The organism is Comamonas thiooxydans (assembly GCF_000964545.1).
In the GTDB taxonomy this organism is placed as follows: domain Bacteria; phylum Pseudomonadota; class Gammaproteobacteria; order Burkholderiales; family Burkholderiaceae_C; genus Comamonas; species Comamonas thiooxydans.
In genome coordinates this window covers 195,554-221,690 of record NZ_BBVD01000007.1, presented here as the reverse complement: position 1 = coordinate 221,690, position 26,137 = coordinate 195,554, and the positions used below count along the sequence as shown (strand labels likewise).

The 26,137-nt window shown below is 61.7% G+C and carries 22 protein-coding genes, 1 tRNA gene and 1 riboswitch; of the genes, 10 read left to right on the top strand and 13 right to left on the bottom strand.

The genetic code is table 11. The annotated features are described in order from the left end of the window. Positions 1 to 12: 12 nt before the first annotated feature. Together Cth01_RS11715 and Cth01_RS11710 are read left to right on the top strand one after the other, a co-directional pair. Complete coding sequence (locus tag Cth01_RS11715; RefSeq protein WP_034351293.1) at positions 13 to 762, top strand: response regulator; 750 nt, start codon at positions 13 to 15, stop codon at positions 760 to 762. Beyond that, positions 762 to 1,982, top strand: a complete 1,221-nt coding sequence (locus Cth01_RS11710; protein WP_045839286.1) for a HAMP domain-containing sensor histidine kinase — start codon at positions 762 to 764, stop codon at positions 1,980 to 1,982. The genes Cth01_RS11715 and Cth01_RS11710 overlap by 1 nt, the downstream gene beginning before the upstream one ends. Before the next feature lie 52 nt (positions 1,983 to 2,034). Here the strand turns inward: Cth01_RS11710 and Cth01_RS11705 are convergent, their stop codons facing one another. Genes Cth01_RS11705 through Cth01_RS11695 form a run of 3 tightly spaced genes read right to left on the bottom strand, consistent with a single transcriptional unit; the run spans position 2,035 to position 5,755 of the window. Further along, positions 2,035 to 3,372, bottom strand: coding sequence for a UDP-glucose dehydrogenase family protein (locus Cth01_RS11705; RefSeq protein WP_034351299.1), 1,338 nt, complete (start codon positions 3,370 to 3,372; stop codon positions 2,035 to 2,037). Beyond that, entirely contained in the window at positions 3,369 to 4,379 is a 1,011-nt protein-coding gene (locus Cth01_RS11700) for an NAD-dependent epimerase (protein WP_045839285.1), read from the bottom strand. Before Cth01_RS11700 ends, Cth01_RS11705 begins: the two co-directional genes overlap by 4 nt. Continuing rightward, a complete protein-coding gene (locus tag Cth01_RS11695) occupies positions 4,376 to 5,755 on the bottom strand; it encodes an ArnT family glycosyltransferase (RefSeq protein ID WP_052703309.1) in 1,380 nt (459 codons plus the stop codon). The genes Cth01_RS11700 and Cth01_RS11695 overlap by 4 nt, the downstream gene beginning before the upstream one ends. 265 nt (positions 5,756 to 6,020) lie before the next feature. Between Cth01_RS11695 and Cth01_RS11690 the strand changes: the two genes are divergently transcribed. Together Cth01_RS11690 and Cth01_RS11685 are read left to right on the top strand one after the other, a co-directional pair. Continuing rightward, a complete protein-coding gene (locus tag Cth01_RS11690) occupies positions 6,021 to 7,037 on the top strand; it encodes a glycosyltransferase family 2 protein (RefSeq protein WP_034351303.1) in 1,017 nt (338 codons plus the stop codon). A 32-nt stretch (positions 7,038 to 7,069) separates the two neighbouring features. Next, entirely contained in the window at positions 7,070 to 7,969 is a 900-nt protein-coding gene (locus tag Cth01_RS11685) for a lysylphosphatidylglycerol synthase transmembrane domain-containing protein (protein ID WP_174447066.1), read from the top strand. Here the strand turns inward: Cth01_RS11685 and Cth01_RS11680 are convergent. Continuing rightward, positions 7,960 to 9,051 carry an O-antigen ligase family protein gene (locus Cth01_RS11680; protein WP_233425159.1) on the bottom strand — a complete coding sequence of 364 codons (1,092 nt, stop codon included), beginning with the start codon at positions 9,049 to 9,051 and terminating at the stop codon, positions 7,960 to 7,962. The genes Cth01_RS11685 and Cth01_RS11680 overlap by 10 nt on opposite strands. Before the next feature lie 283 nt (positions 9,052 to 9,334). Between Cth01_RS11680 and Cth01_RS11675 the strand changes: the two genes are divergently transcribed. Further along, entirely contained in the window at positions 9,335 to 10,099 is a 765-nt protein-coding gene (locus tag Cth01_RS11675; RefSeq protein WP_045839281.1) for a glycosyltransferase family 25 protein, read from the top strand. Here Cth01_RS11675 and Cth01_RS11670 read toward each other — a convergent pair. Next, entirely contained in the window at positions 10,089 to 11,222 is a 1,134-nt protein-coding gene (locus Cth01_RS11670; protein ID WP_045839280.1) for a glycosyltransferase, read from the bottom strand. The two genes, Cth01_RS11675 and Cth01_RS11670, sit on opposite strands and share 11 nt — an antisense overlap. Positions 11,223 to 11,284: 62 nt before the next feature. Here Cth01_RS11670 and Cth01_RS11665 point away from each other — a divergent pair, with 62 nt between their 5' ends. Then, a complete protein-coding gene (locus Cth01_RS11665) occupies positions 11,285 to 12,250 on the top strand; it encodes a glycosyltransferase family 32 protein (RefSeq protein ID WP_174447077.1) in 966 nt (321 codons plus the stop codon). Between the two features lie 45 nt (positions 12,251 to 12,295). On the opposite strand, the gene Cth01_RS11660 is transcribed toward Cth01_RS11665, so the two are convergent. The 4 genes from Cth01_RS11660 to radA all read right to left on the bottom strand — a co-directional run bounded on the left by Cth01_RS11660 (position 12,296) and on the right by radA (position 15,690). Continuing rightward, entirely contained in the window at positions 12,296 to 12,505 is a 210-nt protein-coding gene (locus Cth01_RS11660; protein WP_003059801.1) for a zinc-finger domain-containing protein, read from the bottom strand. A 143-nt stretch (positions 12,506 to 12,648) separates the two neighbouring features. Next, positions 12,649 to 13,587, bottom strand: a complete 939-nt coding sequence (locus Cth01_RS11655) for a branched-chain amino acid transaminase (protein ID WP_034351308.1) — start codon at positions 13,585 to 13,587, stop codon at positions 12,649 to 12,651. An 81-nt stretch (positions 13,588 to 13,668) separates the two neighbouring features. Further along, positions 13,669 to 14,124: a hypothetical protein gene (locus Cth01_RS11650; protein WP_034351309.1), complete on the bottom strand. Its 456-nt coding sequence runs from the start codon at positions 14,122 to 14,124 to the stop codon at positions 13,669 to 13,671. 180 nt (positions 14,125 to 14,304) lie between these two features. Then, positions 14,305 to 15,690 carry a DNA repair protein RadA gene (gene radA / locus Cth01_RS11645; RefSeq protein WP_045839279.1) on the bottom strand — a complete coding sequence of 462 codons (1,386 nt, stop codon included), beginning with the start codon at positions 15,688 to 15,690 and terminating at the stop codon, positions 14,305 to 14,307. Between the two features lie 181 nt (positions 15,691 to 15,871). Between radA and Cth01_RS11640 the strand changes: the two genes are divergently transcribed. Beyond that, positions 15,872 to 15,948: transfer RNA gene (locus tag Cth01_RS11640), tRNA-Met, on the top strand. A 165-nt stretch (positions 15,949 to 16,113) separates the two neighbouring features. Here the strand turns inward: Cth01_RS11640 and Cth01_RS11635 are convergent. Next, positions 16,114 to 17,421: a Glu/Leu/Phe/Val family dehydrogenase gene (locus Cth01_RS11635; protein ID WP_034351570.1), complete on the bottom strand. Its 1,308-nt coding sequence runs from the start codon at positions 17,419 to 17,421 to the stop codon at positions 16,114 to 16,116. A 209-nt stretch (positions 17,422 to 17,630) separates the two neighbouring features. On the opposite strand from Cth01_RS11635, the gene Cth01_RS11630 reads away from it, so the two are divergent. Further along, positions 17,631 to 18,554: a fumarylacetoacetate hydrolase family protein gene (locus tag Cth01_RS11630; RefSeq protein ID WP_052703308.1), complete on the top strand. Its 924-nt coding sequence runs from the start codon at positions 17,631 to 17,633 to the stop codon at positions 18,552 to 18,554. A 154-nt stretch (positions 18,555 to 18,708) separates the two neighbouring features. On the opposite strand, the gene Cth01_RS11625 is transcribed toward Cth01_RS11630, so the two are convergent. Further along, complete coding sequence (locus Cth01_RS11625) at positions 18,709 to 19,818, bottom strand: PPK2 family polyphosphate kinase (protein ID WP_174447065.1); 1,110 nt, start codon at positions 19,816 to 19,818, stop codon at positions 18,709 to 18,711. Positions 19,819 to 19,944: 126 nt separating this feature from the next. Next, a complete protein-coding gene (locus tag Cth01_RS11620; RefSeq protein WP_034351314.1) occupies positions 19,945 to 20,856 on the bottom strand; it encodes a LysR family transcriptional regulator in 912 nt (303 codons plus the stop codon). Positions 20,857 to 20,949: 93 nt separating this feature from the next. On the opposite strand from Cth01_RS11620, the gene Cth01_RS11615 reads away from it, so the two are divergent. After that, positions 20,950 to 21,453: a PACE efflux transporter gene (locus tag Cth01_RS11615; protein ID WP_003069587.1), complete on the top strand. Its 504-nt coding sequence runs from the start codon at positions 20,950 to 20,952 to the stop codon at positions 21,451 to 21,453. Between the two features lie 109 nt (positions 21,454 to 21,562). Here Cth01_RS11615 and gltS read toward each other — a convergent pair whose 3' ends face one another. Next, positions 21,563 to 22,801, bottom strand: coding sequence for a sodium/glutamate symporter (gltS, locus tag Cth01_RS11610; protein ID WP_034351315.1), 1,239 nt, complete (start codon positions 22,799 to 22,801; stop codon positions 21,563 to 21,565). A gap of 417 nt (positions 22,802 to 23,218) precedes the next feature. Beyond that, a riboswitch (S-adenosyl-L-homocysteine riboswitch) is annotated at positions 23,219 to 23,328 on the top strand. 36 nt (positions 23,329 to 23,364) lie between these two features. Between gltS and metH the strand changes: the two genes are divergently transcribed. Then, positions 23,365 to 26,124, top strand: a complete 2,760-nt coding sequence (gene metH / locus Cth01_RS11605; RefSeq protein ID WP_072248246.1) for a methionine synthase — start codon at positions 23,365 to 23,367, stop codon at positions 26,122 to 26,124. Positions 26,125 to 26,137 lie beyond the last annotated feature (13 nt).

Sequence of the window (26,137 nt, the reverse complement as noted above, 5' to 3'; positions counted from 1 at the left end):
CGAGGCGCGAGCATGACTACACTGCCCCCTATGAGCACGCACCAACTTCTGATGATTGAGGACGACGTTCGCCTGGCGCAAATGGTGAGCGATTACCTGGGCAATAACGGCCTGGAAGTGACCCATATGGCTGACGGCAAAAGCGGCCTGGAACAGCTGCAGCCCGGCGATGGCGGCTCGGTCGAGCTGCCCGATCTGGTGATCCTGGACCTGATGCTGCCCGATATGGACGGCCTTGAAGTCTGCCGCCGCATACGTTCTATGCCTGGTGCCCCCGCACAGGTTCCGGTGCTGATGCTGACCGCCAAGGGTGATCCCATGGACCGCATCATCGGTCTGGAGCTGGGCGCCGACGACTATCTGCCCAAGCCTTTCGAGCCGCGCGAGCTGCTGGCCCGCATTCGCGCCATCCTGCGCCGTAAAGGCAGCGAGAGCCAGGCGGCCCCCGCCAATGCCGTCATGCGCTTCGGCAGCCTGGAAATCGATCGTGATGCCCGCACCGTGTCGGTGGGCGAGCAGCAGGCCGATCTCACTTCCTACCAGTTCGACCTGCTCGTGGCACTGGCCGAGCGCGCCGGTCGCGTTCTGACGCGCGACCAGATCATGGAAGCCGTGCGCGGCCGCGAACTGGAGGCCTTCGACCGCTCCATCGACGTGCACATGGGCCGCATCCGCGCCGCCATCGAGGCCGACCCCAAGGCTCCCAAGCGCATTCTCACGGTGCGCGGCGTGGGCTATGTCTTTGCCAAGCAGCAAGACTGATGAAGCTGCTGCACATCTTCTCCCAGCGCCTCTATCTGCGCATCTGGCTGGCCGTGGTGGTCGGCGTGGCCGTGCTCACGCTGTGCGTGGCCTGGGCCTGGAATATTGCCGAAGAGCAGCGCGCCCAGAACAGCACCACGCCTCCCTCGCGCGAGATGGTGCTCAAGGGCCCTGAGGGCGAGGTGCTGGTGGAGGGGCGTGGCAACCGCATCTCCGGCTCGCCCGTGGATGGCGTGCGTTTTGAAATTGCCGCCAGAGACGGGCAGGTCTATGAGCTATGGATGGCGCCACGCGAGTGGCGTGAGGGCCGCCCTCCTCCGCGTGACGGTGCCGTCGCCTTCTGGCTGCGGCCGCCGTTCGGCTTTCTGTGGATGCTGGGCCTGGTCGGCGTGGCGGTGGTTGTGGGTGTGTTCCCCATCATTCGCCGTCTGCTCAAGCGTCTGGAAAACCTGCAGCGCGGCGTCAAGCGCTTTGGCGAGGGCGATCTGTCGGTGCGTGTCCCCGAGCATGGTCACGATGAGGTGGCGGATCTGGCGCACCAGTTCAACGCTGCTGCGGCGCGCATAGAGACCTTGATGACGTCTCACAAATCTCTGTTGGCCAACGCCTCGCATGAACTGCGCTCGCCGTTGACGCGCATCCGCATGGGCCTGGAGTTCATGGGTGACGACCCGGCCAGCGCACGCGCCAAGGCCGAGATCCAGCGCAATATTGGCGAGCTTGACCAACTGGTCGACGAGATCCTGCTGGCCAGCCGCCTGGACTCCAGCGAGGTCGATGTGGGCACGGTGGAGTCGGTCGATCTGATCGGTCTGGCGGCCGAGGAATGCGCGCGCATCGATGCCGATCTGGAGATGCAGACCGATGGTCCGCTTGAGGTGCAGGGGATCGCGAAACTGCTGCGCCGTGCCGTGCGCAATCTGCTGGAGAATGCGCGCCGCTACAGCGAGGGCGAGATCACTCTGTCCCTGTCCAAACAGGATGGCATGGCGTTGATCCGTGTCGAGGATCACGGCCCCGGGGTTCCCAAGGCGCAGCGCGAGCGTATCTTCGAGAAGTTCTATCGCCTGCCCGGGGCCAGCGAGCGCTCCGGCGGCGTGGGCCTGGGCCTGTCGCTGGTGCGCTCGATCGCCGAGCGGCATGGTGGCACGGTGCACTGCGAGGCACGCAAAGACGGCCATAGCGGTGCGAGCTTTGTGATCTGCCTGCCGCTGTCCTGAGCCGCTGCCCGGAAAAAAGCCCCGCAGGTTTCTGCCTGCGGGGCTTTTTGTTTCAGCGCGGCTGCTGGGCGGGGCGGCCTATGGAGACATAGCCCAGGCCATGGCTGGCAGGCAGGGCAGGCTCGTAGAGGTTGCGGCCGTCAAAAATCATTCTGTCGTTCAGTGTTGTGGCCAGCAGGTCGAAGTCCGGCGCACGGAAGATCTGCCATTCGGTCACGATGGCCAGACTGTCTGCATCCTGCACGGCAGCCAGGGGGCTGTCCACCAGCTCCAGGTCGGCACGCTCGCCGTAGATGCGACGGGCTTCCTTCATGGCAACGGGATCGTAGGCTTTCACCTTGGCACCGGCGGCCCAGAGCGACTCCAGAAGATTGCGGCTGGGCGCTTCGCGCATATCGTCGGTATTGGGCTTGAAAGCCAGGCCCCAGACGGCGATGGTCTTGCCCTCAAGCTGGCCGCTGTAGAAGGCGCTGATGCGCTCGAACAGCACATTGCGCTGGGCATGGTTGCGGTCCTCTACGGCATTGAGCAGCAGAGGCTCGAACTTGACCTCCCTGGCTGTGTGGATCAGCGCCTTCACGTCCTTGGGAAAGCAGCTGCCGCCATAGCCCACGCCCGGGTAGATGAAGTGGTAGCCGATGCGCGGGTCACTGCCAATGCCGCGGCGCACGGCCTCCACGTTGGCACCCAGCTTTTCCGCCAGGTTGGCAATCTCGTTCATGAAGCTGATCTTGGTCGCCAGCATGGCATTGGCCGCATATTTGGTCAGCTCGGCGCTTCGGACATCCATCATCACGATCTTGTCGCGATTGCGGTTGAAGGGAGCGTAGAGCTCGCGCAGCTTGGCTTCGGAAGCCGGGTTGCCGGTGCCTATGATGATGCGGTCCGGGCGCTGGCAATCGCCCACTGCCGCGCCTTCCTTGAGAAACTCGGGGTTCGACACCACATCGAAAGGGTGCTGCAGATTGCGCTGCGCAAGGCCTTCGGCAATCACGGCCGAGACCTTGTCCGCCGTGCCCACGGGCACGGTCGATTTGTTGATGACGATGCGCGGTCCGTCCATGTGCTGGGCGATGGTGCGGGCCACGGCCAGCACATATTGCAGGTCGGCGCTGCCGTCTTCGTCGGGCGGCGTGCCCACGGCCAGAAAGATCAGCTCGCTGTGCGCCACGCCTTCGGCGGCATTGGTGGTGAACTGCAAACGACCCAGTTGCTGGTTGTTGATGACGAGTGCATCGAGGCCTGGTTCATGGATGGGAATCTGGCCAGCCTTGAGTGCCGCGACTTTCTTCTCATCCACATCCACGCAAAGCACCTGGTGGCCGACATCGGCCAGCACGGCACCTTGCACAAGACCGACATAGCCGGTACCAAAGACAGTAACTTTCATACGCGATAAAAAGAGCGATACCAATCCACAAAATGCTGCACGCCCGTGGCCACGGGCATGGCTGGCGAGAAGCCGACCCAGGCTTGCAGGGCACGTGTGTCGGCCGAGGTGCTGTGCATGTCGCCGGGCTGTATGGGGAGCATTTGCTTGCGGGCGGTAATTTGCAGGGCGCCCTCCAGTGCCGCGATGTAGTCCATCAGCACGGTGGGCGAGTTGTTGCCGATATTGAAGATGCGATAGGGCGCGGTGCTGGTGCCGGGGTTGGGGTTCTGGCTGTCATAGCCAGCGTCGGGCGTGGCGGGCTTGTCCAGAACGCGCATGATGCCTTCGACGATATCGTCGATATAGGTGAAGTCGCGCACCAGCTTGCCTTCGCCATAGACATCGATGCTCTCGCCCGCCAGCATGGCCTTGGTGAACTTGAACAAGGCCATGTCGGGGCGGCCCCAGGGGCCGTACACCGTGAAGAAGCGCAGGCCTGTGGTGGGAATGCCGTACAGGTGCGCATAGCTATGGGCCATCAGCTCATTGGCCTTCTTGGTGGCTGCGTAGTAGCTGATGGGGTGGTCCACCGCGTCGCTTTCGGCAAACGGCATCCTGGTGTTGCCGCCATAGACGCTGGAGCTGCTGGCATAGACCAGATGCTCGACCTGGTGCTTGCGGCAGCCTTGCAGGACATTGCCAAAGCCCAGCAGATTCGAGTCGGTATAGTCGTCGGGCTGATCGATGGAGTAGCGCACACCGGCTTGCGCGGCCAGGTGCAGAACTTTGCTGGGGGCTACCTCGGCAAACAGGTCGGCCATGCCTTGCCGATCCGCCAGATCGAGTTCCACAAAGCGGAAGTGGGCGTGTGGGCGCAACTCGGCGAGGCGGGCATGCTTGAGCGCCACATCGTAGTAGCTGTTGAGGTTGTCGATGCCAACCACGGCCACACCTTGCTCAAGCAGTCGCTTGGCGCAATGCATGCCGATAAAGCCGGCACAGCCGGTGATCAGGACAGGATTCATGGGGCAATCCAGAGATATTGGTATTGCGCAGGTGTTGCGCTGGCAGGCATTTTCTCGAAAGGGATGCTCAGTGTCTGCAGCGCGGTTTTTGCCTGGGTGGTGAAGATGCCGTCCCACCATCCCGCGACGGGCTTGTCGGCGCGTGTGATCAGCAGCAGGCCGCCTGCGGTATCGGCGCCGGCCTGAGACAGGCACTGCCTCAGCTGGGCGCCATCGGAGCAGCCCAGGGCATAGGTTTGCGGGAACTGCGAATGCAGCATGGCCGCCATCATATGGTCCGAGCCGACGATGACGCCCTTGCCGTCATAACCGGCCTGGCGCAGTTCCTGGGCCAGTGTCTTGACCGGATGGTTGAGCTCGTCGGGATCGTTCTTGCGGCCGCCCTGCCAGGGGCGCAGCGTGGCCATGATCAGAAAGATCAGGGCAAAGACGATGACGAAGACGGTGAACATGCGGCCCACGCCCTGTTCCAGCAGTGCCGGGCGCCAGACATACAGGGCCAAGGGTGCAACAGCCGTCAGAGGCAGCATCCAGCGCTGCTTGAAGTCCGTGACATCAGCTGCCAGCACCATGCCCAGCAGGCAGACGGCAATGATGAGCAGGTAGTTGCGCAGCAAAGGCCTGGCCCATTCCTGGCTGGGCAAAGACGCGTCGGTGCCGGGCTTCCAGAGTCTGGAGCGATAGCTGAGTACGGCGGCAATCAGCCACAGGCCCAGGGTGGAAAGCAGGGCCTTGAGCAGATTGCCCAGACCTTTCAGATGCGAGGCCTCGGTGGAGATGGACATCTTCTGTACGGTCTCGGTGGTTGCCATGCCCCAGTGCGAAGCCAGCCAGAAGGCATGGGGCGCAAACACCAGCAAGCCCACCAGCGGAGCCAGCCACCAGCCCCTGGCGAAGATGGCCGAGCGGACCTGTGCCACCGTCATGGAGGCCACGAACAAGGCGCCAATGAGCATGGCATAGCTGTATTTGGACAGCATGCCCAGACCGCAGAAGAGGCCGATCCAGACAAAATTGACGGCTTGCGGCTTTTGAACCTGGCGCAGTACCGCCCACCACAAGCCCATGGTCATGGCCGTCACCATCACCGTATGAGTCTGGTCGCGCAGCGAGTCCCAGCCGAAGGGCGGCATCAGCAGCAGACCTGCGGCAACCCACCAGGCACCTTTTTGATTGAGCAACTGCCGGCCAGCCAGCCATGCCAGGCAATAGGCCAGGGCAATCAGCAGATGTTTGAGCAATGCCAGAGCCAGCACCGAAGGGCCGAGAAGCTGACAGACCGCCCATTGCATCCAGGTATACAGAGGCGGCTGCGGGCCATAACCCAGCTGCAATTGCTGGGCCCAGAGAATCTGTTCGGATTCATCCCATTTCATGCCTGCTGAAATGCTGATACGGGAAACGATATGGGCACAAACTAAAAGAGCCAGCCATATCCATGGCTTGGCATAAAGGGTCTGCTGCCAGTCTGGGCGAATAGAAGTCGAGGAGTTTGATGCCATAGGATTTGGCGGGTGCACATGTTTTGATAGTGCGCACTTACGATTGCGCTTGGCTTTGCAGGCCAAACAATGGGCCTGGCGCAAATGGCACCTAGGGTATTCAGTTAGTATAGGTGACTGTTATCCAAAATCATTGAGCATGACGTCCGTGCACGATTCCAATCCCGAAGTTTCCATCGTTGTTCCTGTTTATAACGAGTTCGATAATCTGCCCGATCTGGTGGCCCGCATTGACGAGGCCATGCGCACCCAGTCACTGAGCTACGAACTGATTGCGGTGGACGATGGGTCGACGGATGGCAGTGCCAGACGTCTGCGCGAGCTGGCCGAACAGCATCCCTGGGTGCGTGCCGTCTGTCTGGTGCGCAACTACGGCCAGTCCAGTGCCTTGCAGGCCGGTTTTGACCGGGTGCGCGGCCGGTATGTGGTCACGCTGGATGCCGACCTGCAAAACGAACCCGGCGATATTCCGCTGTTGCTGGAACGTCTGGAAAACGACCCCGATGTGGACATGATCTCGGGCTGGCGCAAGAACCGCCAGGACAAGGCCCTGTCGCGCCGCCTGCCCTCGGTGCTGGCCAACCGCCTGATTTCCAAATTCACCAATGTGCAGCTGCATGACTATGGCTGTGCATTGAAGGCCTATCGCCGCGAAATCATTGACCGCATTCGCCTCTATGGCGAGATGCACCGCTTCATTCCCTCACTGGCGCGTGATGCCGGTGCGCGTATCACGGAGATTCCGGTGCGTCACCATGCACGCACGCGCGGTGTTTCCAAATACGGCATAGATCGCACCTTCCGGGTGATTCTGGATCTGATCTTCATTGTCTTTTTCATGCGCTTTCGCCAGCGTCCGCTGCATGCCTTTGGCGGCATGGGACTGTGGATGGCAACGCCTGGCGTGCTGATCCTGCTGTGGCTGCTGGCACAGAAGATCATGGGCGAATCGATTGGCGGCCGACCCCTCTTGATGGCGGGAGTCATGCTGGTGCTGATGGGCATGCAGTTCATCGCAGCGGGCCTGATCGGCGAGCTGCTGACGCGTATCTATTACGAGTCGGGCAGCGGCCTTCAGTACCACGCCAAGGATTACAGCGCAGCCAGGCACAAGCCCGAAGAAAAAACAGCGAAAACCGAGACTACGGTCCTGTGAGCAAGGCGCGTAAGGCGGTTGTCCGAGCCCTGATGGGCATCGCTTTGCTGGCAGCCGTTGTCTATCTCGCCAACCCTGTGCAACTGTGGGGCCGGCTGCAGCAGGCCAGCCCCTGGTGGTTGCTGGGGGGCTTGGGGATTTCCATTGCCTCGAACGCGGTGTCGGCATGGCGCTGGCGTGCCATGGCGCGGTGGCTCGGGGCCAAGATGTCGCTGGCCTCTGGCATACGCTGGTACTTTCAGGCCATTGGCCTGAATGTGTTGCTGCCTGGCGCTGTTGTGGGCGGTGATGTCTATCGTGCGATTGCGCTGCAGAAGACCGGGCAGGCCAAGGCGGCAAGCAATCTTTCGGTGATTCTGGATCGCGTCAGCGGTTTGTGGATGTTGTGCGCGATCGGTGGCCTGGGGGCGGTGGCCTGTGCTTCCACACTGGCCCCCTGGATACACATGAACACCACGGTTTTCATCGCTCTGCTGCTTGTCGTCATCATGCTGTGGTTGCTGCTGCCTTGGGCTGTTCTGCAGGGCCTGCGCAGCAACTGGCTCAAGTTGCCTGGTGCATGGATGGAGCCTGTGCGCTTGGCGGCAAGTAGCCCGAACTTCCTGCTGCAACTGTGGGTGCAAGCCGCATCTTCGGCATTGGTGCAATTGCTGTCTGCTGGTGCGCTGGCCTGTGGCGCCATGGCTCTGGGCCTGCATTTGCCGCTGGCTGTATGGGCATTTGTCATTGCCCCCGTGTTTTTGATGGCTGCACTGCCTGTCAGTGTGGGCGGCTGGGGCACCCGTGAAGCTGCTGCAGTGGCAGCCCTGGCGCCCTTCGGAGTCCCTGCGGTACTAGCGGTTGGGGTTGGGCTCTTGTATGGTGTCTTTGCCCTGGGCCAGGGGGCTCTGGGAGCTCTGGCCCTGGGTTTGCCGGGCAGGTCTCAGGACTGAGTTTTGGCGACTGCAGACTGGGTTTCCATTCTGCAAATACCGCCCCAGAGCACGGCGAGGCTGAAAATATAGAACATGTTTCCGCTGTTGTGCGCGAAGAACACCTGGGTCCAGCCAAAGCCGAAGTAGGCCAGCGGCAGCAGCGTGGCGGCCGCGCGCAGAGCCAGCAGCTTGGAGCGCTGCGCCGCATCGGCATGCGCCAGACGGCGCTGCGTGGGCCAGAAAATGGCTGCAGGCACGGCATAGAACGCCAGCAGCAGGATCAGACCCGGCAGCCCGCGCTTGACCCACATGTCCAGGATTTCATTGTGCGCATGCCCATATTCCATGACCGAAGGGTGGGCCAGGCCTTGATCGACCATTTGCTGCTTGGCCGCAGGGTAGCCAGCCAGTCCCCAGCCGCTGAAGGGGCGCTGTTCGATCAGATGTATGGCAAGCCGCCATTGCTCCAGACGCTGGCCGACAGAGGTCACTGCATATTTCTGCGGGTCTTGCAGATACTGTGAGACTTCCCGAGCAGCTTCGCTGCTTCGTTGTTCCAGCTTCTGGTAGGCCGGCACTGCCACGATCAGCCCGAGCAGCAGCATGGCTGCCGCCGTCATGCTGGCCAGACGCTTGTAGCCATTGAGCCATGCCATCAGCCAGATGGCCGCGATCAGCAGCGGTATCGCGACCCAGGAGCCGCGGGAGTCGGAAAGAAAGGACGCATAAATACCGCATGCAGCCATTAGCCCCAGAGCTGCTGTTTGAGACTTGCTCCAGTGGCCCAGCAAAGCCAGGGACAAGGTGGCAAAACCCATATACATGGCGATGCCACCATACTGGATGGCATTGGTAAAGCCGGAGACACGTAGCATCTTGAGCACGTCGGCCTGATACGCAGCAATCGCCAGAGCACCCACACTCCCCAGAGCCAGGCCCCAGACAATGGCAGTGAGCCGGATACCTGTTTTGCTCAGATACCAGAGGCAGAGAGCGGCCAGCGCGTATTTCGCGCCATAACCCCAGCCCGCAGCCGAGAACCAGTGGTCGAAGGACAGGCTCCAGAGCAGGCCCAGCACCAGCAGAAGCCCCGCCAGCACGAAAGTCTCGCGCCTGGCAAGGCCTTGGGGGCGGGCAGCGATACAACCGGCGAGAGTCAAAAGAGCCAGGGCTGTGGATCCGTAAGAGTAGCCAGAGGGGACGCAAAGACTCAACGCAAAGAATGCAAAGCAGGCGGCATCCAGGGCATGCGCAAGAGCAGTCGCCCGCTTGCCGGTTCGAGGTGTGACTTGTGTAGGCACATTCATAGCTGTCAATCAGGTTCTCCTGCGAGGCAGTTGGCTTCAACCTACACTGCAGGTCTTGTATTCGGTGCAGAAGTGTATGTCGTCATTACCCATTGTCTTTATCAATCTGTCCAAGGATGCAAAGCGCCGCGAGCGGATGACAGCCCAGTTCTCGCAAATGGGGTTGACAGCGTCGCGCTTGCCTGCAGTGTGGTGGGCGGATCTGTCCGAGGCCGAGCAAAAACGTTACTTCTGTGCGCCGCAAAGCCATGGCCGCTACTTCAAACCCCTGAGCAACGGAGAGAAGGGCTGTTACGCCAGTCATCTGAGGTCATGGCAGCAACTCATGGATAGCGACGCTCCTGCCATGGTTGTCTTCGAGGATGATGTGCGGCTTCTGCCAGATTTGCCCCAGGCGCTGGCCGCGATTGAAGCACTGCCCGCCGATGGCAGCTGGGACATGATCAAGCTCTACGGGCGCGAGCCGGAAAAGATCGCGGATCAAGGTCCGTTGGTTCAGGGATCTTTGCAACTGATCTCCTATCAGCGGGTGCCCAGCTTTGCTGCCGGTTATGTCATCAGTCGATCCGGTGCCCGCAAGATGCTGGAGGCACGTGTTCCCTTCGATAGACCAGTCGATGTGGATATTCGCTTCTGGTTTGAGAACGACCTGCGTGTGTACGGGGTCTACCCCTCGGTCATTTCTCTGGATGACACCAGCGAGATCAGCAGCATCTGGGCCCAAAAAGAAGCACCGGCGAATCATTTGCAAAAAATGCGCAAATTCAAGATGAAGCTGGCTTTGAGCTGGGGGAACTTTCGGGCTTCAAAGCCTCTTGTAACGGCAGTTCTCAAGCGCTGACCGGCAGCAGTCTTTGATAGTGGGACCACATCTGTTCTCGTCCGTAGTGGCTTAGTGCGTGGACGCGCGCCGCTGCGCCCAGGCTCTGGGCCAGCGCTGGATTCTGGAGCAGTCTTTGCAAAGCGTCTGCCATGGAGTCGGGGTCTGACTCCCGCACCCGCAGGCCGTTCACCTCGGGGGTGACGACTTCCCGGGCTCCGATGACATCGGACACCACACAGGCACAGCCTGCGGCCATGCCTTCCACCAGCGCCAGAGGCATGCCTTCCCAGTGCGTAGCCAGAACAAAGATCTGAGTTCTGGACAGTCGCTGGGGCAGGTCCGAGACATTGCCCAGGAAGCGAACCTGCTGCTCAAGTCCCAGCTCAGCCACCAGCCGCTCGGCTCTGGCCCTGAGCGAACTCTTGCCTGCGCCGGCCAGATAGAGTGTGGGCGTCAGGCCGCGTTGCCTGAGCGCGGCCAGAGCCCTGATCAGCGTGTCGTGATCTTTCTGGCGCGCAAAGCGCGACGCCATGTAAATGGCCGGCTCGCGTTCCTGCCAGCGCTGGGGCATGGCGTCTTGAGCAAAGCGTGTCAGGTCGATGCCGTTGCAGATGGCAATGCATTTTTCGGCCGGGAAACCTCGTTCGACCAGACTGGTTCTGACGCCTTCAGAGACGCCGATATGGGCCTGGGTGAACGGCTCCAGCGCCAGGGCCTGGCGCAGACGACGCGGCGTGTAGCGCTCACGCGAGTTGTGCTCCACATGAAAGATATGCGCCACACCCTCGGCTGCAGCAGCGCGCCTGCCCCAGATATGGTCGCTGAAACCATGGGCGAACATCGCATCGGGCTTGAAGTCTCGAATGACTTTGCGCAACTCCCAGACGGTGAGTGCATGCAGCCAGTTGGACACCACCTTGACCTGCAGGCCTTGCTGGCGCAGGGCATCGATCTTGCGCTCATCCGTGCTGGGCTTGCGGCGCAGCACCAGCAGAACTTCATAGCCTGGCGTGTGTAGTGCGGCCAGACTCAGGTCTACCGCGACCTGGGTGGCGCCGGAAAACCCTCCGGTCACGAAGTGCAGGATTCGGATCGGCGTTGTAGCGTCAGTTTTTGGCTCAGGGAAAGAGTGTGAGTTCATTGTTCTGATGGACAATCTGCACAGATCATTTGCGTCTATTGTTTCTTTTTGTTCTCCGCACCATGACCCGGATTCCTGCCCAATTATTCAAAAGCGCATTGAAGCTGGTTCAGCCCCGGACGCTGAAATCCTCAGCAAGCTATTGCGACGCAATACCGGTCATTGTCGAAGGCAAGGTAGCTGCTCCCGCACCGCAATTAGCGGCGTCGCCGGGCGCTGCGATTCCCAAGAAATTGTGGACCTACTGGAACCATGCTCAGCCCGACTCGTTTGTGCGCGAATGCATCCAGAGCTGGCGTTTGCAGTGTCCGGATTATGAAGTATGCCTTGTGCATCCTGGCAACCTGGCCCAGTACGTGGCACAAGAAGCTTTGCCTGCCCGGTTCCATGAGCTGCATCCCACCAAACAATCTGACTGGCTGCGCCTGTACCTCGTGGCCCTGCATGGAGGCTTCTGGCTGGATGCCAGCACCCTGCTGACGCGCTCGTTGGGCTGGATGCAGGCAGCCGTCGACTCCAGGACTGAGTTTGTGGGTTTCTATCTTGAGAAATTCACCACCCAGGTGCAGAGGCCTGTGATCGAAAGCTGGGCATTTGGCGCTTTGGCGGGCTCCGATTTCATCGTCGCCTGGCAGCGGGAATTTCACCAAGCCTTGATTGTCGAGGGAACCGAGGCCTATCTGCAGCGGCTCCAGGCACAGCCCGATTGGGTCGATATCCGGCAGAACATTGGCGATCCTCATTACCTGCTGATCCATGTCACGGCACAGCAGGTGCTGCGCCAAAGACAGTATTCACGCATGGCATTGTTCAAGGCCGAGGACTCGGCTTATTACTATCACCATGCCTTGCGCTGGAAATGGTATTTGCTGTATCCCCAGTTGTGTCGGGTTCAGGGGCCGAAGATCAGTGCTCCCATCGTCAAGCTCAGAGGCGGAGAGAGGCGGCATTTCACGGAAATGTTCAAAGCCCATGGCGGGGCAGTGCCAGGCAGCACCTGGCATCGGGCTCTCAATCCCGAGGCATAAAAAAGAGGCTCCTATCGGGAGCCTCTTTCATGAACGGTGGTTGCTTCAATGCCCGCCAGCAAACACCTCACCGGCCTTGAGGCGGTAGGTCGTGCCGCAATAAGGGCATTTGGCGTCGCCGGTCTTGGCCACGTCCAGATAGACCTTGGGGTGGCTGTTCCACAGTTTCATGTCGGCCTTGGGGCTGGGGCAGAACACGCCACCTTGTGCGTTGAGGTCTTTGGCGGCCAGTTCGACGACGGCATTCGTGGTCATTTCTCGTGTCTTTCGTGTTTTCAATAATGAAGCATGGCCGGAAATACTGGCGCAATTGAGGTCAGAAGCACCAAGCAAGGGCCGTCCCGCAGCGACGGTGCTGTCCCCCGGGGGGGAAGCGGCAAAGCCGCCCAGGGGGTGATTTATACCAAGGTCAGCCAGTGTGCGTACTTGGGATTGCGGCCGTTGACGATGTCAAAGTAGGCCGCCTGGATTTTCTCGGTGATCGGGCCGCGGCAGCCTTCGCCGATCTGCACGCGGTCCACTTCGCGGATGGGCGTGACTTCTGCGGCAGTGCCGGTGAAGAACAGCTCGTCCGAAATGTAAAGCTCATCGCGGGTGATGCGCTTTTGCACCACTTCCAGGCCCAGGTCCTTGCAGATGTGCAGCACGGTGTTGCGCGTGATGCCGTTGAGTGCGCCAGCGGACAGGTCGGGGGTGTAGATCACGCCATCCTTGATCACAAAGATGTTCTCGCCCGATCCTTCGGAGACAAAGCCCGATGCGTCCAGCAGGATGGCCTCGTCGTAGCCGTCGTCCAGAGCCTCGGTATTGGCCAGGATGGAGTTGGTGTAGTTGCTCACCGCCTTCGCCTGGCTCATGGTGATGTTCACATGGTGGCGGGTGAAGCTGGAAATCTTGGTGCGGATGCCGCGCTGCATGCCTTCCTCGCCCAGATAGGCGCCCCAGGCCCAGGCCGCCACCATCAGGTGGATGGTGTTGCCCTTGGGCGAGACACCCAGCTTGCGGTCGCCGATCCAGGTCAGCGGGCGCAGATAGCAGGATTTGAGGCCGTTGGCCTTGACCACCTCGACCTGAGCCTGGTTGACCTGCTCCTGGCTGAATGGGATCTGCATGCGCAGGATCTTGGCGCTGTTGAACAGGCGCTTGGTGTGCTCTTCGAGGCGGAAGATGGCCGTGCCCTGTGCGGTTTCATAGGCGCGTACGCCTTCAAAGGCGCCGCAGCCATAGTGCAGCGTATGGGTCAGCACGTGGATCTTGGCATCGCGCCACTCCACCAGCTGACCATCCATCCAGATCTTGCCGTCGCGGTCGGACATCGAGGGAACAACAGGGCTCATAAAACCATCCTCTATGGGTTGTGTGTTCGGCGGGCGCTGCTGCCGGGGCGGCGGCAGCGCTTGTCTCCTGAAGCTGCCATTTTAGGGGGAGGTCGGGGCAGATGTCCGGTCTGTTGCTTGCGCATCAGCCGCCGCAGAGTCTTCCTTTTGCTCGGGACGCTGCAGCTCCCACTTCATGAGACGGCCAGCGACAAATTCGCAGGTCACATGGGACTGTGTACCGTCAGTCCAGCGGTAGATTTCCGGGCTCTGGCCCTCTTCGGACAGACGCTGACCCAGGGAGCGGGTCATGGCCACCACATGGACCAGAGGAGCCTTGGGCTTGAGCTTGGCATTGAGCATCACGGCGCTGCCCACATAGCCGATAGGCCGGTCCGACGCCTTCTTCATGATGGACATCAGGCGCGTGAAGTGCAGCAGCACCCACATGATGATGCCGCCTGCAACGGCCGCCACGCCGGGCCAGCCCGCAGAGTTGTAGGCCGCGATCACCAGCACGATCAAGCCCAGGGGAACCAAAATATTGCGCAAATTCATGGGCTTATTGTCATACGAGGGTATGGGTTTGAGTGTGCGGACAGTGCGTATGCCCGTACAGGCTGCTGTGATCAAGGGGTTTTCAAAAACAGTAGCTGCATGCGTATTTAGAAAAACGATTTCAGATTATTTACTACCTGATGTCGATGATTCATAAGCGCAAGCAGCTATCAAAATACATCAGTCAATGCCGCGCACGATGTTGATGGCTTCATCAACGCGCTCCACGGCATGGATGGTCAGGCCGGCGATGGGCTTCTTGGGGGCATTGGCCTTGGGAACTACGGCGATAGTGAATCCCAACTTTGCCGCCTCCTTGAGTCGCTCCTGACCCCGAGGGGCGGGGCGCACCTCGCCGGCCAGACCGACCTCGCCAAACGCGATAAAGCCCTTGGGCAGTGACTTGCCACGCAGGCTGGAAGTGATTGCTAACATCACCGCCAGGTCGGCTGCAGGCTCATTGATGCGCACGCCGCCCACTGCATTGACGAAGACATCCTGGTCGGCGCAGGCCACGCCCGCATGGCGGTTGAGCACGGCCAGCAGCATGGCCAGCCGGTCGCGGTCCAGGCCGACGGAGAGGCGGCGCGCGGCCGGGCCGCCCTGGTCCACCAGGGCCTGGATTTCCACCAGCATGGGGCGCGTGCCCTCCAGTGTCACCAGCACGCAGCTGCCGGGCACGGGCTCGCTGTGTTGGCTCAGAAAGATGGCGCTGGGGTTGGTCACGCCCTTGAGGCCTTTTTCTGTCATCGCGAAGACGCCGATCTCGTTGACGGCGCCAAAGCGGTTCTTGATGGCGCGCACCAGACGGAAGTTGCTGTGCGTGTCGCCTTCGAAATAGAGCACCGTGTCTACCATGTGCTCGAGCACGCGCGGGCCGGCCAGCGCGCCGTCCTTGGTCACATGGCCCACCAAAATGATGGTGATGCCCGTGGTCTTGGCCGCGCGCGTCAGATGGGCCGCGCACTCGCGCACCTGGGCCACGGATCCCGGTGCCGAGGAAAGCTGGTCCGAATACACGGTCTGGATCGAGTCGATGACCACCACGGCGGGCTGGGTGGCCTCCACGGTGGCCAGGATTTTCTCGAGCTGGATCTCGGCCAGCACATTGACCTGGCTGTTGTCCAGCCCCAGCCGGCGCGAGCGCAGCGCCACCTGGGCGCCGCTTTCCTCGCCCGTCACATAGAGCGTGGGCAGACCGATACGATGCAATGCATCCATGGCCTGCAGAAGAAGTGTGGACTTACCTATTCCAGGATCTCCGCCAATCAGCACCACGCCGCCTTCGACCACGCCGCCGCCCAGCACGCGGTCCAGCTCCTCGATACCGCTGGGGGTGCGCGCCACATCCTGGGCCTCGATGGCCGACAGCGGAGTGACGGGCTGGGCATTGGCCAGACCTGCATAGCCCTGGGGCTGGCTCAGGCGATTCTTGCCGCCCGAGGCGGAGTCGGCCACGGTCTCGACCAGGGTGTTCCAGGCGCCGCAGCCCGGGCATTTGCCCAGCCAGCGCGGGCTGGTGCCGCCACAGGCGTTGCAGGTGAAAGTGGTTTTCTCTTTGGCCATGGGCGGCAACTATACCGACTGGCCCGGGTGGCAATTGCTGCCCCCAATGCGGGGCGGGCGACAAATTTCAGAGCCAGTAACCATAAAAAGCGCGTGTTTATATAACTGCTCCGCATGACAGGCCGATTTAGGCTACAATTGCTCCTATCGACACAGCGACTGCTGTTGAGAAACAAATTACCGCGCGATGGAGCAGTCTGGTAGCTCGTTGGGCTCATAACCCAAAGGTCGGAGGTTCAAATCCTTCTCGCGCAACCAAACAAAAAAAGCCTTCTGGAAACAGAAGGCTTTTTTTGTTTGGGCCTCAAAGCCGCTTGCCCTCTCCAAGAGACGGCAAGCTGGGGCCGGACCGATGGCGAAGCCGGTATCCCCCTTCCGGTGGTGCCAGAGAGGGGGAAGCGGCAAAGCCGCTTCAGAGGCAGATCATGGATACAGGCCGCGTGCCTCGCGGGCGTGGAGAATGCGCTTGCAGGCCACGATGAAGGTGGCGGTGCGCAGTGTCACCTTGTGCTCCTGGGCCACGGCCCAGACGCCGGCAAAGGCTTCCTGCATGATGCGCACCAGACGGGCGTTGATTTCGTCTTCGGTCCAGAAGAAGCTGGAGAAATCCTGCACCCACTCGAAGTAGCTCACGGTCACGCCGCCGGCATTCGCAATCACGTCGGGCAGAACCAGCACGCCTTTTTCGCTGAGGATGTCGTCGGCCTCAGGAGTGGTGGGGCCGTTGGCACCTTCGATCACGAGCTTGGCCTTGATCTGGCCGGCGTTTTCCTCGGTGATCTGGCCTTCCAGTGCCGCCGGGATCAGGATGTCGCAATCCACGCCCCAGAAGGCGGCTGCATCCATGGCCTCGCCACCGGCAAAGCCACCCACGCCGCCGGTATTGCCCACATGCTCCAGCAATGCCGTCACATCCAGACCATTGGCGTTCTGAATGGTGCCTGTATGGTCTTGCACGGCCACGACCTTGGCACCGGCATCGGCAAACAGCTTGCCCGCAGTGCCGCCCACATTGCCGAAGCCCTGCACGGCCACGCGTGCGCCCTGCACATTCAGGCCGGTGAGCTTGGCTGCTTCCACGCCCACGGTGAACACGCCGCGGCCCGTGGCCTCGACGCGACCCAGCGAACCGCCCAGATCCACGGGCTTGCCGGTGACCACGCCGGTGGCCGTGGCGCCCGTGTTCATGGAGTAGGTGTCCATCATCCAGGCCATGACCTGGCCGTTGGTGTTCACGTCAGGTGCCGGAATGTCCTTGGTGGGGCCGATCAGCAGACCGATTTCGCTGGTATAGCGGCGTGTCAGGCGCTCCAGCTCGGCCTTGGAGAGCTTGCGCGGGTCGACACGGATGCCGCCCTTGGCGCCACCGTAGGGCACGTTCACGGCGGCATTCTTGATGCTCATCCAGGCCGACAGTGCCATCACTTCAGACAGCGTCACATCCTGGTGGAAGCGCACACCGCCCTTGCCGGGACCGCGGCTCAGGTTGTGCTGCACGCGGTAGCCCTCGAAGTGGGCGATACGGCCGTCGTCCATCTCGATGGGGACATCGACGATCAGGATGCGCTTGGGGCGCTTGAGCGTTTCCACCCAGCGGGCCAGCGAGCCCAGGTAGGGGGTGACACGGTCGACCTGTTGCAGATAAATGCCCCAGGGACCGAGATGATCGGAGTTGAGGTAGGAGGGCAGAGCATGCGCTGTGGACAGCGCTGAAGAGTCTTTGGCTTGCATGATGTAGGCCTGGTTGACTGAGTGGAGCAAGGTCGTTGTAAGCCCTTGCTGTCCGGGATTCACAGTGTGCGCGCGCCGAATTTTCCTGTCCAAGGCTTCTTGTTTGAGATGCTATGCATTTTGTGCATAACCATCCGAAAGCCGCTCTGGATGTGGGCCAAGCACTGAATTGCTGACATGGAGACCGGAAATTTGCCATCATTGCCGTCATGTCTGAAAACAATGATTGCAAAAGCGGCTGGTGCGGCCCGGCACCGTTTGCCAATACCCCGCCCATAGGTCTGGCTCCCGAGCTGCAGACGCAGGACGAGGTGCTGCCCGACTGGAAGACGTGGTGGCCCGAATTGCCCGAGGACAGCTATGCCACGGCCGATGCGCTGTGGTGGTCGCGCAAACTGGGCACGGCTCAGGCCCAGGGCGCCGACGTGGCGGCGCTGATGCGCGATGCCGCCGATGCCCGTGCCGTGCAAAGCGCGCTGGCGCGTACCTGGAACTGGTGGCCCGCCGATCGCGCGCCGCGCTACTGGAAGTCCGGCGGCCCGGGCCGCAACGCCGCGCTGCTGCATGTGCCGCTGCCCGAGGACGGCATTCGCCAGGGTGTGAATCCGGTGCCTGCGCCCGACACCGTCTTCAATCTGCGCTGTGCCGAGGCCGAGATCGCCCTGCGCATAGGCCTGGATGTGAGCGTCGATCAGGCCGCAGCCCTTGATTACGACAGCGCGCTGGCTCTGGTGGATGCCGTCTGCGTGGCTGTGGAATGGGTGGATGTGCGCTGGCGCGACGGCCTCAAGGCCCCGGCCCTGGCCTTGCTGGCCGACGGCCAATGCCATGGTGGACTGGCACTGGGCGAGTGGCAGAGCGCTTCTGTCATTGCCGGCCGCGACTGGGCCCGGCAGCTGTGCACGGTGACCGTGAATGACGGCCCGCCACAGCGCTTTACCGGAACGCACAGCCTGGGCGATCCGGCCTGGCTGCTGGTGGACTGGCTGCAGCATGTGGCGCGCGAATACGGCAGCGTGCCTGCCGGCACCGTGGTGACGACGGGAACCTGGTGCGGCTGCATGCCGCTTCAAGCCGGCGATCGCTTCGAGATGGAGTTCGACGGCCTGGGCGCACTGGGCTGGCAGTTCTGATCTGTCCCGGTAGTTTTCAAAAACAGGAGCTGCTAGCGCCTTTTGATGAATGACTTCAGATATTTTTCAATCTGAAAATCATTGAACACAAACGCTAATAGCTCTTTTTTTGAGAGCGATGTGCGAGCTCTGATGGCGGCGGCAGCTGTGTGCGTCACCGGACCTTGATGTGATCCAGCGCCGGTGCCCCAGGCGGATACTTGAGCTCCAGATTGCCCATCACCTCGCGCAACACCGTGGCTACCATCAGATTGCGGTGGGTCTTGGAGTCGGCGGGCACGATGGTCCAGGGTGCCCAGGGTGTGTGCGTGGCGCCCAGCAGCTGGCCGTAGGCCTGCTGATAGTCGTCCCACTGGGCGCGTACCTTGAGGTCGTTCTCGTCGAACTTCCAGTGCTTGCAGGGGTCGTCCAGCCGCTGCTGCAGCCGCTCGCGCTGTTCGTCCTTGCTGATGTGCAGCATGAACTTGACGATCACCGTGCCGGTCTCGCTGAGCATGCGCTCGAAGTCGTTGATCTGTGCATAGCGCTGGGTCTGCTGCTCGGGCGTGAGCCAGCCGTTGACCACAGGCACCAGCACATCCTCATACTGGCTGCGGTTGAAGAGCACGATCTCGCCCGCACCTGGCAACTGCTGGTGAATGCGCCACAGGTAGTCATGCGCCTTCTCGGTTTCGGTGGGCGCCTTCCAGCCCACGGTGCGCACGCCCAGCGGCGACATGCGACCGAAGACCGCGCGCAGCGTGCCGTCCTTGCCTGCGGCATCCATGCCCTGCAGGATGACCAGCAGCTTGAAACGCCGGTCGGCATAGAAAATATTCTGCAGCCCGTCCAGAGCCTCGGCCAGCTGGTTCACGCTGTCCTTGTCATATTGCTTGCCCTTGTCGGAGGAGAAGGGCTTGGCGGACGGGTCGAACTTCTGCAACTCCACTGCGGGCCGAGGGTGTCCGGTGGTCGAACGACTGTCCCGTGGCTGGCCCGGTTGCCAGGGCTGCCATAGCTTGCGCAGCGCCTTGTCCTTGGTCTCGAAAGGATAGACCTGGGCAGCGGCGGGCGCTTTTGCCGTGGGCGCAGCGGTCCGGCTCACGGTTTTGGCGGCAGGCTTTTTGCGCGGCACAGGCCGGGAGGGCGATGGCATGGCTGCCTTGGAGGCCTGTACCGATTCACTGGTCGGAAACGGCAGGCGCTTGCGCGCTGGCTGGCGATCGGATTCGGCCTGCACGGCAGACGAGGTAGCGGGGGCGGCTTTGGCGGGCTGACGGGGCATGTATTGAAACTCCTGTGCAGTGCAAATTGATTCGCTATGGAATGACTAGCGGCTGGCGCTTGTACATTCTGCTCCTTAAGCTTTTTTGTCTTCAAGACCAGATGTTGGAGGCCAGCCCATGGCGGTTCAGCGCTCGCGCAGCAGTTGCACAAAGCGCCTGGCCGCCAGACCCTGGGCCCGCTCCTTGGACCAGACCCAGTCCACGAACAAGGTCGTGCCGTTGCTGATGTTGAGCACGGGAATTTCCATCAGCGCACCGCTGCCGATATGCGACTCCACCAGGCCCTTGGGCAGCCAGCCCCAGGCCAGGCCTGCACTTATCAGCGAAAGCGCTGCCTGGTGGCTGTCCGTGCGCCAGAGCTGTCGCGCAAACACAAAGCGCGGATCTGTCTGCTGCGGGTCGCGGCTGGCCACCAGTACCTGACGCGTGGCAGCCAGTTGCTCCACCGTGAGCTGTGGCCGTGTGGTGCGGCCCTGCTCATGCTCGGCCAGCGCCTGCTGCCAGAGTTCGAACTGCGGCGACATCACGGCCACCAGCGTCTCGCGGCCCATTTCCTGGAAACCCTCGCGCCCGTCAATGGCGGGCCGCTCGAACACCAGGGCCAGATGGGCGCGGCCCGCATGCAAAAGCTCCAGCGCATCTGCCTGGGGAGCTGCCAGCACCTCAATGGGCAGCGCAGGAAACTCGCGCACCAGCCGGTTCAGCGGTTCGCTCCAGTGCGTGGCCAGCAGTTCGGGGGCGATGGCCAGCGTCAGCCTTTCCTCCAGCCCGGCATGCAGCGCCTGAGCCTGCCAGTTCAGCAACTGCAACTGCTCGGCCAGCAGGCGTGCCTGCGGCTCGAGCGCGCGGGCGGCGGCGCTGGGCACGGGCTCGCGTCCGCTGCGGTCAAACAGCTGCAGGTCCAGCTCTGCCTCCAGCTGGGCAATGGCCATGCTGACGGCCGAGGGCACACGCCCCAGCTTGCGTGCAGCCGCTGAGAAAGAGCCGGCATCGAGCACGGCAAGAAACAGCGGAACCTGGTCGGCGCTAAAGGGCATGGTGTCGATCTGTCAGAAAAATTGAAAGGAACTGACTTTTATCTTCAATTTATAGAACATACACTGCAGCCCATGTCTCAACAAGCCTCAGCGATGGCATCCGCTTCTTCCTCTGCCGTTTCTCTCAAAAATACCGCCGCTTTTGCCACCCCCGCCAAGGCCAAGGGCCTTCAAGGTCCCAAACGTCGCATCCTCTATGTGGGTCTGTACGAAATCATTGCCATCATCGTCTCCAGCCTGATCTTCATGGCCATCGGCCAGAAGGCCAGCGATTCCGGCGTCATGGCCGTGGCTGCCTCGGTGATCGCGATCTGCTGGAATCTGAGCTTCAACCACCTGTTCGAAAAATGGGAATCGCGCCAGAGCGTCAAGGGCCGCTCCCTGATGCGCCGCGTGGTGCACGCCATCGGTTTCGAAGGCGGCATCGCTGCCATGCTGATCCCGCTGATGGCCTGGTGGTTCGGCATCTCGCTGTGGGAAGCTGCAGTGATGGAAGCCGGTCTGCTGGTGTTCTTCATGGTCTACACCTTTGCCTTCAACTGGGCCTTTGACCGCATCTTCGGCTTGCCGGCTTCGGCCCAGGCCGTGGCTGCATGACCTGAGTCAGATATGTCTCTGGCGCTTTTCCATAAAGCGTGAATAGCTATGAAAAAAGGCGTGTTCCTGTTTGACAGGAACACGCCTTTTTTGTGGGCGCAAGCTGCGATCAGCGAACGATGCTGATCATGGCCTGCAGCACAAAGGCGTTGATGATGTCGATGAAGAAGGCTCCGACCAGGGGCACGATCAGAAAGGCCTTGTGCGACGGGCCGTACTGGTTGGTGATGGCCTGCATATTGGCAACGGCCGTGGGTGTGGCGCCCATGCCGAAACCGCAGTGGCCGGCAGCCAGCACGGCGGCGTCATAGTTCTTGCCCATGATGCGGAAGGTCACAAATGCCGCATACAGCGTCATGACGATGGCTTGTGCGGCCAGGATGACCATCAACGGGCCGGCCAGGTCGGTCAACTCCCACAGCTTGAGCGACAGCAGGGCAATGGCCAGATAGATGGATAGCGCGGCATTGCCGAAGACATCGATGGCGCGGTCAAACACCTTGAAGCCGAACATATAGTCCAGCACGTTGCGGATGACCACACCGCCCCCCAGCGCCCAGACAAAAGTAGGCAGCTGGATGGCCGTGCCCTTGGTCAGGCCGGTCATGAATTCGGCAAAGGCCAGGCAGCCAGCGAAGAGGGCCAGTGTTTCCACTGCAGCATCAGCCGTGATCAGGCGCGGGGCCTTGTTGGGTGACTCGAAGTTGGCGACCTCGCTGCCTTCGCTCACCGTGGGAGCATCGGCGCGCAGTTGCTCGGACTCGGTCAGCGGCTGGGCCAGCTGATGGCGCGTGATCAGCCGCTTGGCCAGCGGTCCACCCAGCAGGCCGCCGATGACCAGGCCGAAAGTGGCGCAGGCAATGCCCAGGGTGGTGGCTCCCGTGAGACCGTATTGGTTTTCCAGCACCGAGCCCCAGGCTCCGGCCGTTCCGTGGCCGCCTACCAGTGTGATGGAGCCTGCGACCAGGCCGATCAACGGGTCCAGTCCCAGCACGGTGGCCAGGCTTACGCCCACGATGTTCTGCATCATGATGAAGACGGCAATCACGCCCAGGAAGATGAACAGCGCAGAGCCGCCCTCACGCAGCTTCGCGAAGTTCGCACTCAGGCCGATGGACGAGAAGAACACCAGCATGAAAGCCGACTGCAGACTGCCCTCGAAGCTCAGCGCCAGTCCCGTGGTCTGATGCAGCATGAAGATGATGGCCGCCACGACCAGGCCGCCGGAGACAGGCTCGGGAATATTGAAGTCGCGCAGAAAGCGGATATGTCTTGTCATGAGCTTGCCAAGCATGAGCACAAGCACGGCCATGATGAGGGTGTAGTACGCGCCGAAGGTCACGTTCATAGGATCTCCTGGGTGTTCCATGCGAGGGCTGAATGGCCTGCCTGGTCATGGCTGGCAATCGGCTGTGCACGGCTGAGCACATGGACCAGACATTTGCTGTCGATGGTGCCAAAGACTCAAAGATAGGGGCTGTAGGTGCTTGTCCACTCATGGCAGGCGGCCCCGTCGGTGCCGGGCTGCCTGAGAGCAGGAAAGCGATGTGCGCCATTCCTTGCGGATGCGCACCATGCCGGGAATATGCTTGAAATGAGATGGTTGCATTCGTGTTTTGCGAAATTACCTTTTGCCCTGCTCCTGTTTTTGGGGTGTGGAAAGTCGAATCTGCTATAGCCGTTCGCAAAGAGCTATCCTGCACAGCCGCGGGGCAAAGCGCCTTGAAGCCCCGATTGCCCGCCCTCGCCGTAGAATGACGGGCTTCACCCCGAGGAGCGCTGCAGCCGGTCATCCCAGAGATGTTTGACCCGTCAGGCTCGGGGTCGCAGATCCGGTCGACGATCTGCTGGCACTCACAACGGCGCTCACCTGTTTTCGATTCTGTTTCTGGTTTTCACACAGGTGAGCTGATGTCCGCTGCTACCCCTTCCACTGCCATTCCTCCCATGCGCCTGTCGGGCCTGGAGCCCGTCTTCATCGGCGATGAGACTCTGTTCGTCAACGTGGGCGAGCGCACCAACGTCACCGGCTCCAAGGCCTTTGCGCGCCTGATCCTCAACGAGCAGTACGAAGAGGCTCTGGCCGTGGCGCGCCAGCAGGTGGAAAACGGCGCCCAGGTGATCGATGTGAACATGGACGAGGCCATGCTGGACAGCAAGGCCGCCATGGTGCGCTTTCTGAACCTGATTGCCTCTGAGCCCGATATCGCCAAGGTGCCGGTGATGGTGGACAGCTCCAAGTGGGACGTGATCGAGGCCGGTCTGCGCTGCCTGCAGGGCAAGGGCATCGTCAACTCGATCTCCATGAAGGAGGGCGTCGAGGAGTTCAAGAAGCACGCCAAGCTGGTCAAGCGCTATGGCGCTGCCGCCGTGGTGATGGCATTTGACGAAAAAGGCCAGGCCGACACCTTTGCGCGCAAGATCGAGATCTGCGAACGAGCCTACCGCATTCTGGTTGACGAAGTGGGCTTCCCGCCCGAGGACATCATCTTCGACCCCAACATCTTTGCCGTGGCCACCGGCATCGAAGAGCACAACAACTACGGCGTCGATTTCATCGAGGCCGTACGCTGGATCAAGCAGAACCTGCCCGGTGCCAAGGTCTCTGGCGGCGTCTCCAATGTCTCGTTCTCGTTCCGTGGCAACGACCCCGTGCGCGAGGCCATCCATACGGTGTTCCTCTATCATGCGATCGGGGCAGGCATGGACATGGGCATCGTCAATGCCGGCATGGTCGGTGTGTATGACGACCTGGAACCCCAGCTGCGCGAACGCGTGGAGGATGTGGTGCTCAACCGCCGCCCCGATGCGGCCGAGCGCCTGCTGGAGATCGCCGACAGCGCCAAGGGCGCGGCCAAGGACGACAGCAAGAAGCTCGAGTGGCGCGGCACGCCCGAGGCACCGAAGACTGTGGGTGAGCGTCTGTCGCACGCCTTGGTGCACGGCATCACCGACTTCATCACCGAAGACACCGAAGAGGCCTACCAGCAGATCGTGGTGCAGGGCGGCGGTCGCCCGCTGCACGTGATCGAAGGCCCGCTCATGGACGGCATGAATATCGTCGGCGACCTGTTCGGCGCCGGCAAGATGTTCCTGCCCCAGGTGGTAAAGTCCGCGCGCGTGATGAAGCAGGCCGTGGCCCACCTGGTGCCCTATATCGAGGAAGAGAAGCGCCAGCAGGAAGCGGCGGGCCTGGACGTGACCAGCAAGGGCAAGATCGTCATCGCCACCGTCAAGGGCGATGTGCACGACATCGGCAAGAACATCGTCACCGTGGTCCTGCAGTGCAACAACTTCGAAGTCATCAACATGGGCGTGATGGTGCCCTGCCACGAGATCCTGGCGCGTGCCAAGGCCGAGGGGGCGGACATCATCGGCCTGTCGGGACTGATCACTCCCAGCCTCGAAGAGATGCAGTATGTGGCCGGCGAGATGGACAAGGACGACTACTTCCGCATCAAGAAGATTCCGCTGCTGATCGGCGGCGCGACCTGCTCGCGCGTGCATACGGCCGTGAAGATTGCCCCCAAGTACGACGGCCCTGTGGTCTATGTGCCCGATGCCTCGCGCTCGGTCAGCGTGGCGCAGAGCCTGCTGGGCGACGGCAAGCAGGCCTATCTGGACGAGCTGAGCGCCGACTACGACAAGGTGCGCACCCAGCATGCCAACAAGAAGAAGACGCCGCTGTGGACGCTGGAGCAGGCCAGAGCCAATGCCGCCGTGGTGGGCCATGCGCCTGTGGTGCCGCGCACCCTGGGCCGCCGCGTGTTCAAGAACTTCGACCTGGCCGAAATTGCCCAGTACATCGACTGGGGCCCGTTCTTCCAGACCTGGGATCTGGCGGGTCCCTACCCGGCCATCCTCGACGATGAGGTCGTGGGCGTGGAGGCGCGCAAGGTGCTGGCCGATGCCAAGCTCATGCTGCAGAAGATCATTGACGGCCGCTGGCTGCAGGCCAATGGCGTGATGGGCCTGTTTCCCGCCAACCGCGTGGGCGACGACATCGTGTTCTACACCGACGAGTCGCGCAGCCAGGTGCTGACCACCTGGTACGGCATGCGCCAGCAGACCGAAAAACAGGCCGTGGACGGCCCGGATGGCCGGCCCGTGATGCGCCCCAGCCGCTGCCTGGCCGATTTTGTGGCCGCCAAGGAGTCGGGCATTGCCGACTATGCCGGCCTGTTTGCCGTGACCGCCGGCATCGGCGCCGAGAAGAAGGACAAGGAATTCGAAGCCGCGCTGGACGACTACAGCGGCATCATGTTCAAGGCCCTGGCCGACCGCCTGGCCGAAGCCTTTGCCGAGTGCCTGCACCAGCGCGTGCGCAAGGATCTGTGGGGCTATGCCGAAGACGAGAACCTGAGCAACGAGGAGCTCATCAAGGAAGCCTACAAGGGCATTCGCCCCGCGCCCGGCTACCCTGCCTGCCCCGATCACACGGCCAAGATCGACCTGTTCAAGGCGCTGCAGGCCGATGAGATCGGCATGACGCTGACCGAGAGCCTGGCCATGAACCCGGCATCCAGCGTGAGCGGCTTCTACATCGGCAACCCCGAGGCCAGCTACTTCAACGTGGGCCAGATCGGCGAAGACCAGCTCGCCGACATGGCTCAGCGACGTGGCATGGATGTCGAGGAACTGCGCCGCTATCTGGCGCCGAATCTGGGCTGAACCAGCTTCGAGA

Excerpts from the sequence above, each read along its gene's own strand:
- Cth01_RS11665 (WP_174447077.1), top strand. The coding sequence starts at position 11,285 with ATGACCCGGATTCCTGCCCAATTATTCAAAAGCGCATTGAAGCTGGTT.
- Cth01_RS11650 (WP_034351309.1), bottom strand. The coding sequence starts at position 14,124 with ATGAATTTGCGCAATATTTTGGTTCCCCTGGGCTTGATCGTGCTGGTG.
- Cth01_RS11685 (WP_174447066.1), top strand. The coding sequence starts at position 7,070 with ATGGGCATCGCTTTGCTGGCAGCCGTTGTCTATCTCGCCAACCCTGTG.
- Cth01_RS11690 (WP_034351303.1), top strand. The coding sequence starts at position 6,021 with ATGACGTCCGTGCACGATTCCAATCCCGAAGTTTCCATCGTTGTTCCT.
- Cth01_RS11715 (WP_034351293.1), top strand. The coding sequence starts at position 13 with ATGACTACACTGCCCCCTATGAGCACGCACCAACTTCTGATGATTGAG.
- Cth01_RS11660 (WP_003059801.1), bottom strand. The coding sequence starts at position 12,505 with ATGACCACGAATGCCGTCGTCGAACTGGCCGCCAAAGACCTCAACGCA.
- Cth01_RS11620 (WP_034351314.1), bottom strand. The coding sequence starts at position 20,856 with ATGCCCTTTAGCGCCGACCAGGTTCCGCTGTTTCTTGCCGTGCTCGAT.
- Cth01_RS11655 (WP_034351308.1), bottom strand. The coding sequence starts at position 13,587 with ATGAGCCCTGTTGTTCCCTCGATGTCCGACCGCGACGGCAAGATCTGG.
- Cth01_RS11625 (WP_174447065.1), bottom strand. The coding sequence starts at position 19,818 with ATGCCCCGTCAGCCCGCCAAAGCCGCCCCCGCTACCTCGTCTGCCGTG.
- Cth01_RS11700 (WP_045839285.1), bottom strand. The coding sequence starts at position 4,379 with ATGAATCCTGTCCTGATCACCGGCTGTGCCGGCTTTATCGGCATGCAT.
- metH (WP_072248246.1), top strand. The coding sequence starts at position 23,365 with ATGTCCGCTGCTACCCCTTCCACTGCCATTCCTCCCATGCGCCTGTCG.
- radA (WP_045839279.1), bottom strand. The coding sequence starts at position 15,690 with ATGGCCAAAGAGAAAACCACTTTCACCTGCAACGCCTGTGGCGGCACC.
- gltS (WP_034351315.1), bottom strand. The coding sequence starts at position 22,801 with ATGAACGTGACCTTCGGCGCGTACTACACCCTCATCATGGCCGTGCTT.
- Cth01_RS11615 (WP_003069587.1), top strand. The coding sequence starts at position 20,950 with ATGGCATCCGCTTCTTCCTCTGCCGTTTCTCTCAAAAATACCGCCGCT.
- Cth01_RS11675 (WP_045839281.1), top strand. The coding sequence starts at position 9,335 with ATGTCGTCATTACCCATTGTCTTTATCAATCTGTCCAAGGATGCAAAG.
- Cth01_RS11710 (WP_045839286.1), top strand. The coding sequence starts at position 762 with ATGAAGCTGCTGCACATCTTCTCCCAGCGCCTCTATCTGCGCATCTGG.
- Cth01_RS11695 (WP_052703309.1), bottom strand. The coding sequence starts at position 5,755 with ATGAAATGGGATGAATCCGAACAGATTCTCTGGGCCCAGCAATTGCAG.
- Cth01_RS11670 (WP_045839280.1), bottom strand. The coding sequence starts at position 11,222 with ATGAACTCACACTCTTTCCCTGAGCCAAAAACTGACGCTACAACGCCG.
- Cth01_RS11630 (WP_052703308.1), top strand. The coding sequence starts at position 17,631 with ATGTCTGAAAACAATGATTGCAAAAGCGGCTGGTGCGGCCCGGCACCG.
- Cth01_RS11635 (WP_034351570.1), bottom strand. The coding sequence starts at position 17,421 with ATGCAAGCCAAAGACTCTTCAGCGCTGTCCACAGCGCATGCTCTGCCC.
- Cth01_RS11705 (WP_034351299.1), bottom strand. The coding sequence starts at position 3,372 with ATGAAAGTTACTGTCTTTGGTACCGGCTATGTCGGTCTTGTGCAAGGT.